This window comes from Mycetohabitans sp. B2, assembly GCF_021733735.1.
GTDB lineage: Bacteria > Pseudomonadota > Gammaproteobacteria > Burkholderiales > Burkholderiaceae > Mycetohabitans > Mycetohabitans rhizoxinica.
Map to the genome: position 1 here is coordinate 244,386 of NZ_JAHKSP010000048.1, position 12,436 is coordinate 256,821.

The window sequence follows — 12,436 nt, forward strand, 5'->3', positions numbered from 1 at the left end:
CCGTTGCGTCACTAAACCGCCCAGCCGTCACGCTGCTGGCATGTCGGTGATCCTCAATCCAACCCGTCGCATCGCCGCTAGATAGCGCTCAATAACGATCCGTTCGTCGTAGCGCTGCTCGACCATTCGTCGCCCGCGTGCGCCCATGGTCGCGCGCGCGTCGGGCCCCATTTCAATGATGTGCTGGAGCTTGCGCGCCAGGTCGGCGGCATCCTTGGGCGCGCACAACAGTCCGTTTTCGCCGTCGACCACCACTTCCCGGCACCCGATCGCTCTCGTCGCCACTAGCGGCTTGGCCATCGCCGCGCCCTCCAGCAGTGTACGAGGCACGCCTTCGCGATAGGACGGCAGCACGACGCAGTCAGCGCGCGCGATGATATCGCGCACGTCTTGCGTCGTGCCGAGGTACTCGATCACGCCTTCGGCGACCCACGTGCGCATCTGCTCGGCACTGATCGCACTTGGATTGGCAACGTCGGTCGCGCCGAGCAATTGGAACACCGCCTGCGGATACACCGCACGGACAAGGCGGGCGGCCTCGACGTATTCGCCAACTCCCTTATCCCACAGCATGCGGGCAATCAGCAGAAAGCGCACGTGGCCGTCGGACACGCCCGCTGCACGCGGCGCGAAATGGGCGAGGTCGATGCCCTCGCCGGGCAACACCTGCGTCTTGGCCGGATCAACCAGTCGCTGCGCGACGAAGTCCTGCCAGTCGTCGCCGTTGAGGAACCACACCTCGTGCGGGAAACGAAAAGCGAAGCGGTACAGTGCCTTGGCCACGCGCGCGACGAGATTGGTATTGACGAACGCGTAGCCCAGTCCGGTAGTCACAGCGATACACGGCACACCAGCCAACTTGGCCGCGATCGAGCCATAGATGTTCGGCTTGATGGTGTAGTGGAACACCAGGTCAGGTTTCAGCGCACGGTAGCGCGTCACGAGCGTGCGCACCAACGCGAGATCGCGCATCGGGTTGGTGCCTTTCGCAGACAGCTCCAGCGGGATGACCCGCACGTTTAACTCGAGTGCGCGCGGCAACGTATCGTCAACGGGCGCCATCACGACGACATCAACCCCCATTCTGACCAGCGTGCGCAGCAGTCCTGGACGAAAGATGACAATGGACCACAGCGTATTAGCCACCAGCACGACGCGCATGATGAAAGAGTTTTTGGTTGAAGGCGCGCGCAGTCTAATGGAGCAGCCCGGCTCGCACAATTGCCAATCGCAAAAACGCCAGCCCGCGCGCCGACGCAGCGGATATGAACGTTATGAGTGAAAGTACCGCGCAAGCCTGCCGGACAGAGACCAAGTCACTCATCATAACCGATACGAATTGCGTTTTATTCGCGATTTATCTACCATCCAAGGAATAGAAACGCGCTAAAGGGAGGCACTCTTGGCACTCGATGCGTTTTCTCAAAAGATATTGCGCCTGCTGCAGCTCGATGCGCGCCGCTCGGTACAAGAGATTTCCGATCAAGTCGGTTTATCCAGTACGCCGTGCTGGCGAAGGATCAAGGAAATGGAGCAGTCGGGGGTGATCCAGCGCTACACTGCGTTGCTCGACCGGGAAAAGCTTGGATTACATGTGTGCGCGCTCGCCCATATCCATTTGACGCGCCATACCGAGGGCGGCGTGGAGCAATTCGAGCGGGAAATCGCGACCTGCCCGGAAATCACCGAATGCTATAGCACCACGGGCGAGGCCGATTACATCTTAAAAATCGTTGCAGCCGATATCAAGGCTTACGATGCGTTCTTGCACGAGCGCATTTTGACGATTCCAGCCGTCGCGCAAGTCCACACCAGCGTCGTACTGCGGGAAATCAAGTTCGACACGCAATTGCCGCTTTGATACAGTGTGCGCTGCGTAGTGACGGTGTACGCTGCATAGTGCGCGTCAGGCCGTCGCATGCACCGCTGCCGAACCGACCATCTGCCGCAGCCGGATTTGGCACACACCAAGACGCCGGGCGACGGCATCGAGATCGAGCGCCTGAGTTAAGTCACGATCGCCGCCGGCTTGCGCGCCGCTGCCCGGTGCGAGCAGCAAGTCGAGTTCGACGCCGTGCCGCAGATAATGGATGTCGAACGACACGATCTGCACGCCGCGAGGGGAGAGTTCATGCTCCAGATTCTTGCGCAGCCGATCGCGCGGCGGCAACGCTTCCCACACGGTGCGCTCGTCGTCGTTCTCCGGATCGACGTGGATCAACGCATCAAGCACGTGCGGCTCCTTCAGTACACGCAGACGGGCTGTCTCCGCGATATAGTGCCCCTCAGAAACGGTGATCCGAGGTTCCACGAGAATATGGGCATCGACTAATGCCGCATCACCCATCTTGCGCGTTCTCAGTTCATGCACCCCTTGTACGCCAGGCGTCGATAGCAGCATTTCGCGGATCCGACGTGTCGTCTGCTCGTCCAAAGCCCGGTCCGATAAGTCCTGGAGCGCATCCCAGCCAAAAATCCAGCCCATCCGGACAATCATGAAGCCGACGACGGCGACCGCGATCGGGTCCAGCCACCGCCAGCCCGCCAGACTGCCGACGATACCGACCGCAACCACGAGCGAGGACGCGGCATCGGATCGGGCATGCCATGCATTGGCCACCAGCATCGCCGAACGCACCCGCTGCGCCTCGCGCAACATGTAGCGGAACAGTAATTCCTTGGAAAACAACACCGCCACGGCGACGACGAGCGCAGACACATGCACGGGCGGGATTCCATCGAGATCGGTGATGCGCTGCGCGCCGCGCCACATCATGCCCACGCCCACGACGATCAGCAGGCTGCCCAGAAAAAGCGAAGCAACGGTTTCGTAGCGGCTATGACCGTAGTTGTGATCGGCGTCCGGGTGGGCCCCGCTGTGCCGATTGGCAATCAGCACGACGAAGTCGGACACGAGGTCGGCCAGCGAATGCACCCCATCGGCAATCAACGCTTGCGAATGGGCCAGCATGCCGACCACGATCTGCGTCACCATCAGTACCGTATTGAGTACGACGCTCACAACTGTGGATTTCTGCGCGACGACTTGGCGCTCGGGCAACAGGGCGGTCATGAAAAACAGATAAGGGCAATGAAGACCATCGACTGGATGGCTATTTTATCAGCCCAACCCAGCTTGCGCCGCTTTTACGGTTTTTTTCACAATAAAATCATCGCTTTACGATGATGTGACGCATTCTCATTCCACGTTTGCAGCACGCTACAGAGTTATCGCGTGCAATCCGCAGTAACCATTAGGGTACACAGCCGGCATGGTGTTAGGTCCGGCATAGTTTGAAGCCCAGTATAGTTTGCGGCCCCGCATGATTTGGGGCCAGTATGGTTTGCACCCGGCTTGGTTTGGAGTGCAGCAATAAAAAAAGGCCAGTGGCCCCTGTCGGGCACACGGCCTTCTCTTTTTGGGCAATCCGTGGTTCGGCATGCCCCGCTACAACCGCTTGTGGGACTTCCTGACTTATTGCTGAATCAAATACTGATCCCGATTCTTTCCAGCAATCCACTTCGGCGGTTTGCCACGACCCGACCACGTGCTGCCACTGGCAGGATCGCGATATTTCGGCGCGACACCTGCACGAGGCCGTCCCGCCTTCGCCAGCTTGCCCCGGCCAAAACCGAGATCAGCCAGAGTAATACCATAATCGGCCATCTTTTGTTTGATGTCGTTAACAACTTCAGCAAACTCTTTGGCCTTTGCCTCTTCGATTTGCTTTTCCAGCTTTTCACGCTGTGCAAGAAGCTCTTTGTACGATGACATAGGGGTCCTTGGATAGTAGACACGACTCGGTTCTACGCCCGTTAAGTCGCTCCAATAGAGATCACCTCGGATAGTACTAGGTGAATTTAACACAAAATGCGACTGGGACAAATAGCTGATATACAGATTCAGCGCCCAAGTTCAATTTTATTCGACAAACCGCTAAGGCGCGAGCCCTTGCGTATTGATTAGTCCAGTTTTTCCCGACTACTGGGAAGCGAGGCACTATTCTAACTGTCGACGAACGGTCAGATTAATTAATACGCTGGAATTTAACCCATTCAGCAGAAGAATACGCATGCGTTCGTGTTGCGAATCATTTCTCGTAGCGAACGCGCCACCGTCCGGGAAGTCAGCCGAGACGACGCAACTCGGCGGCGAGCGCCGCGTGCAACGTCTCCAGATCGTTTTGCGGCTCGTTCAGCGCCACGCGTGCGCGGCGGCCGTGCTGCACCCAATCCGCGCCGAAGCGATCGACTCCAAGCAGGCGGAAACCGCGTGCCGCCGCGTCGCCCGGCGTCAACGCGTCAATCAACGCCTGCTCTTCGTGCTCCGCAAGCGCAGGAAAGCCATCCCATTGCGCGGCGTCCAGCCATCCCATTGCGCCAAATCCGCCGATGTAGCGGATGCGCTGCGGCCTGAGCAGGTAAAACACAAAGTCGCCCAGCGCTAGATATCGCTCAGCCTCCGGGTGATAGCGCAAATACCGACGCGCTAGCGTCCCCCCTGCCTCATCGGTCGGCTCAAACCGTCCGACTATCGTAACCCGTTCGGTATTCGACACGTCGAGCGCGGGATCGTAGACGAGAAAACCCGCGCGCGAATCCGCGACAAGATTGCGCGTATGCTCGGCCAGACGACTGACTAGGACAACCGGACAATGGTGTGCATCCGGCGCGTAGGGCAAGACCGTCGGAAAGGGAAAACCTGCTGGTTGGCGGGCATGCGTCGCCAACATTCCCACCGATTGGGCGTGCAGCAGCTGAATCGGAGCGGTTATAGGGATGTTCAAGAATCACCTCGATTAGTCACGCTGCCGTCGCTCACGGGCGACGGGTCCTATTCTTTTCCCGCGCGGTTACCTGTGACGGGCGTTCTACTGCGCCGCGGCCCCGGCATTGTGCTGCACGACATGGGACACGACACGACACGACACGACACGACACGACACGACACAGCACAGCACAGCACAGCACAGCACAGCACAGCACAGCACAGCACAGCACAGCACAGCACAGCACAGCACAGCACAGCACGCAATGATCTTAACGGCTCACTGGCGACGCGGGTATCAAGCGTTCGCTAAAATAAGTGATCTTGCCGCATGTTGGACGCGGCCCCGTTCACTTCAGCTTGGCGCAGCTCCATTTGGCGGGCTCACCACGGGGTTTATTTGTGCCCAATCAATACTCTTCGAATATGCCTGACTCGGCCGCCACGTCACCCTCCTCCTTCACCGCGCGGCAACTGCCGCGCTCGGCGCTATGGCGCGCGCGCATTGCGACGATGGCGGTCTTCTTCGTGAGCGGCATGCTGTACGCGTCGTGGGGCGTGAACATACCGACGGTACGCGACAAATTTGCACTAGACGCCGCACAATTGTCTGTTGCGCTATTTGCAGTGGCCGGCGGTTCGATTGCGGCGATGCTGCGCGTCGGGTCATGGCTTGCCAAGGTAGGTACGCGCCGCGCGTATCTGATTGCCGGCCCCGCGATGGGGATCAGTGCGTCGCTCGTGCTCACCATGCCTTCCTATATTGCACTGCTGGCTATGCTCGCGCTGTTCGGGGTCACGATGGCCACCGTCGATGTCGCGATGAATGCCGAAGCCAGCGCGATCGAAAACGCCGCCGCCAAGCCGATCATGTCGTCGTTGCACGGCATGTGGAGCGTCGGCGGCATGGGCGGGGCTGCTGCCGGTGCGGCGTTGCTTGGCCTAGGTATCGCCCCTGAGCTGCACATGGCTGTGGTGTCATTGATAGCCACCGCAGTCCTACTCGCGACGCGCGGCCTCGTGTTGCCACATGTCGCCGAGAAACGGCATCCGCCACAGCCGGGCAAGCCACGCAGCAGCTCGCGCGATTTGGTGCTGCTCGGCAGTGTCGCGCTGATCGCGCTGATCGCCGAAGGTGCCATGTACGACTGGACGAGTGTTTATATGCACGACATCGTGCTGACTAGCCCCGCTTTTGCAGGTATTGCGTACGCGTCGTTTTCAACCGGCATGGCCATCGCACGATTCGCGGGCGACTGGATTCGCGCCCGTCTCGGCGCACCCCAACTCGTCTGCATGAGCGCATTGCTCGCCTGTGCCGGCATAGTGATCGCGTTGCTGCTGCCTTTCCCCTATATCGTGCTGACCGGCTTCACGTTGATGGGACTCGGAATGGCGAACATGATGCCGGTACTGTTTGCCGCGGCGGCCAACGTCAAAGGCGTGCGCGCCGCGCAGGGCTTGGCACGCGTTGCGGGAACGGCCTATGTGGGGCTGCTGGTTGGCCCTGTGCTGATCGGTGGCGTGGCCCAAGCCACGACGCTACCGATTGGACTATCGGTTGTCGCGCTGTGCGCAGCGCTGGTCGCCGTCGTCGGGCCGCGGATCCTAAAACGCGTCGGACTGTGAGCCGGTCCTACCCCTATCGCTTGGAATTTCCGACGCGCTCTGATTCGCGTTAAAAATTAAATAAACCTCATTGCCCAGCGTCCGATGCTCGGCAACCCATCGGCCAGGTTACATCTTCACCACATCCAGCACCGACTTCTTGCCGGCTTTGTAGTGATACAGCGAGATCACGCCGTGTTTGAGGTCGCCCTTCGCATCGAACGTGGTCTCGCCGATCACGCCCTTGTAATCGGTATTCGGCATCGCGGCCAAAATCTTCGCCGGATCGATCGAGTTGGCGCGCTTCATCGCGTCGGCAATGATATACACCGCATCGTAGGTGAACGGCGCATAGAGCTGAATCGACTGGCCAAAGCGCTTTTCATACTTGGCCTGGAACGCCTTACCACCGTCCATCCGCTCGAGCGCCATGCCTGCTTCCGAGCACACAACGTTGCCGGTGGCGTCGCCCGCCAGGTCCGGCAGCTTGTCGGTACACACGCCGTCGCCCGCGAGAATCTTGGCGCGCAAGCCGAGTTGCTTGGCCTGCTTGGCGAACGGACCACCGGTGGCGTCCATGCCGCCGTACATGATCGCATCCGGGTTCTCGCCTTTGATCTTGGTCAGGATCGCGCGGAAGTCCACGGCCTTGTCATTGGTCGCCTCATGCGACATCACCTTCAGGCCGAGCGACTTGGCTGCCTTCTCGAATGCGTTGGCCAAGCCCTGCCCGTACGCCGTCGAGTCATCGACGATCGCCACGGACTTGATCTTTAGGTTCTTGGCCGCGTAATTGGCCAACGCCGGGCCTTGCTGCGCATCGGTCGCCACCACACGATACGTCGTCTTGAAACCCTGTTGGGTGTACGCGGGATGGGTCGCCGCGGGGGAAATCTGCACGATGCCCGCATCGCGGTAGATCTTAGAGGCCGGGATCGACGTACCCGAGTTGAGGTGACCAACCACGCCCACGACCTTGTCGTCGACCAGCTTTTGCGCGACCTGCGTGGCGGTGCGAGGGTCGGCTGCATCATCCTGTGCATCTAACTCGAGCTTGACCTTCTGGCCATGAATGATGAGCCCCTTGACGTTGATTTCCTCGACAGCCAGCCGGGCACCGTTTTCGTTGTCCTTGCCTAGGTGAGCGATACCACCGGTCAACGGCGCGACGTGACCGATCTTGACGATCGTATCCGCCGACGCACTGGTGGCAAAGGCGGCGCACAGCATGGCCGCAGCCCTAACCGGCAGCAACTTGTGAAGCGTGATGGTCATGTCAATCTCCCGTTTCGGTCCCAGAATGTCGGCGCGCCTGCCCCGCGCCAGGTCAGATGTCGAAACACTGACGCGAGCAGCCGCGCCTGATGCATCGTCATGCACTTGACAAGCCTGAACAACACGCGTTCTGAACAAGCAACGTCACCCACTGCGCACCAGTGTAGGCTATCCAATTAATTTAGGGGAATACGTTGAGATCGTGAAAGCCCCACTAACGGCAGACTATTGCTGAATATCAACAAATACACGTCACGGGAAAATCCGTTATTTTTACAACACGTCAACCAGTCATTTGTGCATACCTCGCCGCCGATCGCGTATTCAATTCCAGTCACAGCCGCAACGCGACGCACCGGCGATGCGCGCGCAAAAAATGAAATGGTGGCACACTGATCAACCCTTTCCATTCGGTTCTTTTTAGCGACTTGGAGATCAATGTGACTACGCATTCGACATGGCATGACATTGCCACCGACGACGGAACGTTCCAGGCGTATCTCGCGCTCCCGCATACTGGCAAGGGTCCCGGGATCGTACTGATCCAGGAGATCTTCGGCGTCAATCAGCACATCCGCGAAGTGGCCGACCAGTATGCGGCGGACGGCTACGTGGTATTGGCGCCAGACATTTTCTGGCGCAGCGAGCCGCGAGTCGAACTCGGGTACGAAGACACGGACCGCAGCCGGGGCATCGCGCTGATGCAGCAGGTCGACTTCGGCAAGACGCTGAAGGATCTTGCGGCGACCGCACAAGCGCTGCATGCGCTACCAGAACAAGATGGCAAGATCGCCGCGATCGGCTACTGCTTCGGCGGGCTGCTCGCCTACAACATGGCCGCGCACGGCTCGGTAGACGCCGCGGTCGCCTATTATGGCGGCGGCATCCAAAACCAGTTGGACCGTGCGGCACAGGTGCATATGCCGATACTGTTTCACTATGCCGAGCAGGACACGAATATCCCGCTATCCGCGGTGGGCCAAGTCAAGGAGCGCTTCACGGGCCGAGACAATGCCCAGTTCCATCTGTACTCGGGCGCACACCACGGCTTCAACTGCCCGCATCGCGCGACTTACCAGCAACGCGCAGCCGCGTTGGCTCATGGGCGCACACTGACTTTCCTGGCCGAACACCTGTAGCCGACCGGGCCATAGGATGGGGTGGTAAGCACGCACGCTACCGGGCGCTCTCGCGTATCGCACACTCGACGGCCTGCACGCGCGCCGCATGCACGGCCTCCTTGATGCGTGCCGGCTCGCCGACCATGCGTTGCGCGATGGCGCCGGCGGCGACGCCGCGAGCGGCCATCAGCGCGACGCGCAGTCGTTCGGCCTGCGGATAAGGATGGGACGCAAAATTCAGGCGCCCGCGCAAGTCCGCCTCGCAGGCCTGTAGCGCCTGCGCAAACCGAGCAGGCTTACGTAGTGCGTCGCTGCGCTCGAGCATGCGTACCAGCGCAGCCGCCCCCATCTCCATCACGCGATGGACGTTGCCGTGTTCGCGCGCCACCAACACCGCCAAGTCGCGACAATCGTTGGGAACCCTGAGACGTTCGCACAGCGCAAGGATGCGCTCAACACTACGCGCCTCATGTCCAATGTGGCGCGGCAGCACATGGGGTGGCGTGTCGGCCTTGCCCAGATCGTGCGTGAGCGCGGCAAAGCGTACCGGCAGCGCATAGTGCCGCGCCGCCGCGTAGTCGATCACCATCATCACATGCACGCCGGTATCGACCTCCGGATGATAGTCGGCACGCTGTGGCACGCCGAATAGCCTCGCCACTTCGGGCAGCACGCGCGCCAACGCGCCGCATTGGCGCAGCACCTCGAACATCCGCGACGGCTCGGGTTCCATCAAGCCGCGCGCGAGTTCCTGCCATACACGCTCGGACACCAGCGCATCGACTTCGCCCGCTTCGACCATCTGCCGCATCAACGCCAGCGTCTGCGGCGCAACGGTGAAATCGGTGAAGCGCGCGGCAAAGCGCGCCACGCGCAGAATGCGCACCGGGTCCTCGGCGAACGCGTCACTGACATGGCGAAACACACGCGCCTGGAGATCCGCCTGGCCGTTGAACGGATCGATCACGGGCCCGTGCAGCGTGCCATCGGGCAACACCGCCCGTGCCATCGCATTAATGGTCAGATCGCGCCGGGCCAGGTCCTGCTCCAGCGTCACGTCCGGCGCATAGAAAAACTGGAAACCGTGATAGCCGGCTGCCGTCTTGCGCTCCGTACGCGCCAACGCATATTCCTCCTGCGTGCGCGGGTGCAGGAATACCGGAAAGTCCTTGCCGACGGGGCGAAAGCCCTGCGCCATCATCTGCTCGGGCGTCGCCCCCACCACCACGTAGTCACGATCCTGCACCGGCTTGCCCAGCAACTCGTCGCGGATGGCGCCGCCCACTGCGTATACATTCATCAGCCGTTCACCTTTTCCCGGTCATGCGCTTCATGCTGTAGCGCGCCTCGCGCGTCGCACCGGCCAGATACAGCAGCGCCACGCTCTGCACGCTTGCAGGCTCGGGTATGCCCAGTTCCGGCGCGATGCCCGCATGCGCGACGCTATCGATACTCATCGTACCCAGGTTGTCACGTCAACCGGCAGCCGTGTCAGATGCGCGGCATGTTGACGCCGGCGCGTCGCGACGATGACCCGCTTGCCCGCATGAACCAGCGCGTTCACGATATAGCGGCCGATGAACCCGGACGCGCCAAGCACTACAACGCTCATGTGTCGCATGATTCGCCTCCCGAAGTGAGCACGACGCGCAATGCCCGCGCTCGCGCACCATAATTCGTCACGGCGCGGGCAGGATCACACCCAGGCGCGCCTTCAGCGACTGCGGCTGGTCCTCGAACAGCACGCCATAGTAGGTCGTGTTCGACAGCACGTTCTTCACATAATCCCGCGTCTCTGAAAACGGGATGGTTTCTGCGAAGATCGCGCCCTCCACTGGCCGGTTAAGACTCTTTTGCCACTGGCGCGGCCGGCCGGGGCCGGCGTTGTAGCCAGCCGTCGCGAGCACGGCCGAGCCGTCGAACTGATTGTAGATCATCGACAAATAGTTCGTGCCGAGCAGGATGTTCGTGTTGATGTCGTTCATCTGCGCACGCGACAGCCTGCCCAGGCCGATTTTTTTGGCGACCATCTGCGCGGTAGCCGGCATCAGCTGCATCAAGCCGCTCGCGCCGACGCCAGAGCGTGCGTTGATGATGAAGCGCGATTCCTGTCGCATCAACCCATATGCCCATTCGATGTCCAGCCCATTTTGCTGCGCATCGCGCTCGACCGTCTGGCGGAACGGCGACAAGTAGCGCAGCGTGAAGTCGTGCTGCAATTGCGTGCGCTCCGCGGTGTTCACCGCGCGGTCGTACAGTTGGATGCGACGCGCATACTCGGCGGCGGCGAGCAATTGCCGATCGCTCATCGGCCGCAGCGGCCAATTCCATTCGCGATTGCCTTCCAGACGCAGATTCAGCGCATAAAAGCGCTGCGCAAGCGCGAAGCCGGGCATCTTGCTCATCTCATCCACTTGCGCATCGGTGACCTCGGTGCGCGGTGGAACCGTCGTCTTGCGGCCGAGTTCCTCCGCGGCCAATTGGCTGTAGAAGTGGAACTGCGATGCGATCGATTCGTATTCCTGCGCTGCAGCCTCCTTGTCGCCGGCCTGCGCCAGCGCACGGGCATGCCAGTAGACCCACGCGGGCTGCGCGCGCAACGTCGGCGGCATCTGCTCAATGCTCCAGCGCACCATGGCCCAGTCGCCGACCATCAAGGCACTGCGCACCCGCCATTCGTAAGACGGCGGGCTTAACAGCGCGCCGGTCGTCAGGCGGTACCAGTGCGCGGCCGCCGGCAGCCGCTTGATGGCGCCCTGGTATGCGATCGTTCCCCAGCCAAGCGCACGCTCCTGGGGCGTGAGCGCTTCGCTGACCGACGCGAAGGTCGTCGCGGCCAGCGCTGGGTCATTGCGCGCCATCGCCGTGATCGCGACCAACGCCAATTGGTGTGCCGGTGTATTAGGCGCAATCCCGCGCGCCAAATACAGCGGCGCAGAGGACGTCGCCTGCTCGTACAGTACCGAATCGGGCCGGTCGCTGCCGAGCGCGTCGACAAGCTTGGACGCCAGGCTCGAGTAGCCTTGCTCGAGCGCCAGCCGGATCTGCGCCCATACGTCATCGGCGCTGAACTGGCCGCGCTGCGCCAAATCGGTGATCAGGTCGATGCAGCCATCGCCATACCATTTGGGCTCAACGAGCAGCGCACGCGCCGCGTCGGCGACATCCTGGCGCCGCGCCGCCTTGGAGGCGAGCGCGTAGCATTTGACCTGCGTATCGTCATCGAGCACGAACCGCGCATATTGCGCATCGAAATTGCGCCAATCATGGCGCGCGCCGAGCACTGTAAGGTAATCGTTGCGCATCCGGTCCGCAATCGCCTGACCCTCGTAGCGTGACAGGAAATCGAGCACCGGTGCGTCATTCGCATCGACACGCGCGTGGCCCTGGTCATCGAACAGCGTGGGCTTGATCTGGAAGTACGCCAGATATGACGCAACGGGATAATCGGGAATCAATGCCGCCAGCCGCGCGGCGCCGGCCGCGTCGTTCCTGCGTGCCGCCTCACGAAGCTGCACGAATATCTGGTCCGGATCGGACAGCACGGCGCCGGGCAGCGGCCGTACCGCACCAGCGCTGCCGCACACGACAAAAAGCGCCGCTGTCAACGCGCCTGCGACCGCGCGATATACTCGGTGAACACGCACGGGTATCTTCTTTTTCA

12 protein-coding genes are annotated in these 12,436 nt (G+C 61.1%); 3 read left to right on the top strand and 9 right to left on the bottom strand.

The window, feature by feature from the left end:
- Positions 1–27: 27 nt before the first annotated feature.
- Complete coding sequence (locus tag KPG66_RS12105) at positions 28–1,161, bottom strand: glycosyltransferase family 4 protein (protein WP_237070995.1); 1,134 nt, start codon at positions 1,159–1,161, stop codon at positions 28–30.
- Positions 1,162–1,402: 241 nt separating this feature from the next.
- Between KPG66_RS12105 and KPG66_RS12110 the strand changes: the two genes are divergently transcribed.
- Positions 1,403–1,861: an Lrp/AsnC family transcriptional regulator gene (locus tag KPG66_RS12110; protein ID WP_013436512.1), complete on the top strand. Its 459-nt coding sequence runs from the start codon at positions 1,403–1,405 to the stop codon at positions 1,859–1,861.
- A 45-nt stretch (positions 1,862–1,906) separates the two neighbouring features.
- Here KPG66_RS12110 and KPG66_RS12115 read toward each other — a convergent pair whose 3' ends face one another.
- The 3 genes from KPG66_RS12115 to KPG66_RS12125 all read right to left on the bottom strand — a co-directional run bounded on the left by KPG66_RS12115 (position 1,907) and on the right by KPG66_RS12125 (position 4,787).
- On the bottom strand, positions 1,907–3,073 hold the full coding sequence (locus tag KPG66_RS12115; protein ID WP_237070996.1) for a cation diffusion facilitator family transporter: 1,167 nt from the start codon (positions 3,071–3,073) through the stop codon (positions 1,907–1,909).
- Positions 3,074–3,475: 402 nt separating this feature from the next.
- Positions 3,476–3,775, bottom strand: a complete 300-nt coding sequence (locus KPG66_RS12120) for an H-NS histone family protein (protein WP_041753907.1) — start codon at positions 3,773–3,775, stop codon at positions 3,476–3,478.
- A 352-nt stretch (positions 3,776–4,127) separates the two neighbouring features.
- The gene (locus KPG66_RS12125; protein ID WP_237070997.1) at positions 4,128–4,787 is read right to left on the bottom strand and encodes a HugZ family pyridoxamine 5'-phosphate oxidase; all 660 of its coding nucleotides are present in this window, start codon (positions 4,785–4,787) and stop codon (positions 4,128–4,130) included.
- A 407-nt stretch (positions 4,788–5,194) separates the two neighbouring features.
- Here KPG66_RS12125 and KPG66_RS12130 point away from each other — a divergent pair, with 407 nt between their 5' ends.
- A complete protein-coding gene (locus tag KPG66_RS12130; RefSeq protein WP_237070998.1) occupies positions 5,195–6,397 on the top strand; it encodes an MFS transporter in 1,203 nt (400 codons plus the stop codon).
- A 108-nt stretch (positions 6,398–6,505) separates the two neighbouring features.
- Here the strand turns inward: KPG66_RS12130 and KPG66_RS12135 are convergent, their stop codons facing one another.
- Entirely contained in the window at positions 6,506–7,651 is a 1,146-nt protein-coding gene (locus tag KPG66_RS12135; RefSeq protein WP_041753909.1) for a branched-chain amino acid ABC transporter substrate-binding protein, read from the bottom strand.
- 440 nt (positions 7,652–8,091) lie between these two features.
- On the opposite strand from KPG66_RS12135, the gene KPG66_RS12140 reads away from it, so the two are divergent.
- A complete protein-coding gene (locus KPG66_RS12140) occupies positions 8,092–8,790 on the top strand; it encodes a dienelactone hydrolase family protein (protein WP_041754570.1) in 699 nt (232 codons plus the stop codon).
- 37 nt (positions 8,791–8,827) lie between these two features.
- Here KPG66_RS12140 and KPG66_RS12145 read toward each other — a convergent pair whose 3' ends face one another.
- The 4 genes from KPG66_RS12145 to KPG66_RS12160 are packed head-to-tail and all read right to left on the bottom strand — an operon-like array spanning position 8,828 to position 12,425.
- A complete protein-coding gene (locus KPG66_RS12145) occupies positions 8,828–10,072 on the bottom strand; it encodes a multifunctional CCA addition/repair protein (protein ID WP_237070999.1) in 1,245 nt (414 codons plus the stop codon).
- Between the two features lie 7 nt (positions 10,073–10,079).
- On the bottom strand, positions 10,080–10,229 hold the full coding sequence (locus KPG66_RS12150) for a hypothetical protein (RefSeq protein WP_013436522.1): 150 nt from the start codon (positions 10,227–10,229) through the stop codon (positions 10,080–10,082).
- Positions 10,226–10,393, bottom strand: a complete 168-nt coding sequence (locus KPG66_RS12155; RefSeq protein ID WP_237071000.1) for an NAD-dependent epimerase/dehydratase family protein — start codon at positions 10,391–10,393, stop codon at positions 10,226–10,228. The genes KPG66_RS12150 and KPG66_RS12155 overlap by 4 nt, the downstream gene beginning before the upstream one ends.
- Before the next feature lie 58 nt (positions 10,394–10,451).
- Positions 10,452–12,425 (bottom strand): lytic transglycosylase domain-containing protein, encoded by a 1,974-nt coding sequence (locus KPG66_RS12160; RefSeq protein ID WP_237071034.1) that lies wholly within the window; start codon positions 12,423–12,425, stop codon positions 10,452–10,454.
- Positions 12,426–12,436 lie beyond the last annotated feature (11 nt).

What these genes read in the sequence shown, in the direction of transcription:
- KPG66_RS12150 (WP_013436522.1), bottom strand. Translation starts at nt 10,229, where the DNA reads ATGAGTATCGATAGCGTCGCGCATGCGGGCATCGCGCCGGAACTGGGC.
- KPG66_RS12105 (WP_237070995.1), bottom strand. Translation starts at nt 1,161, where the DNA reads ATGCGCGTCGTGCTGGTGGCTAATACGCTGTGGTCCATTGTCATCTTT.
- KPG66_RS12145 (WP_237070999.1), bottom strand. Translation starts at nt 10,072, where the DNA reads ATGAATGTATACGCAGTGGGCGGCGCCATCCGCGACGAGTTGCTGGGC.
- KPG66_RS12120 (WP_041753907.1), bottom strand. Translation starts at nt 3,775, where the DNA reads ATGTCATCGTACAAAGAGCTTCTTGCACAGCGTGAAAAGCTGGAAAAG.
- KPG66_RS12155 (WP_237071000.1), bottom strand. Translation starts at nt 10,393, where the DNA reads ATGCGACACATGAGCGTTGTAGTGCTTGGCGCGTCCGGGTTCATCGGC.
- KPG66_RS12115 (WP_237070996.1), bottom strand. Translation starts at nt 3,073, where the DNA reads ATGACCGCCCTGTTGCCCGAGCGCCAAGTCGTCGCGCAGAAATCCACA.
- KPG66_RS12130 (WP_237070998.1), top strand. Translation starts at nt 5,195, where the DNA reads ATGCCTGACTCGGCCGCCACGTCACCCTCCTCCTTCACCGCGCGGCAA.
- KPG66_RS12135 (WP_041753909.1), bottom strand. Translation starts at nt 7,651, where the DNA reads ATGACCATCACGCTTCACAAGTTGCTGCCGGTTAGGGCTGCGGCCATG.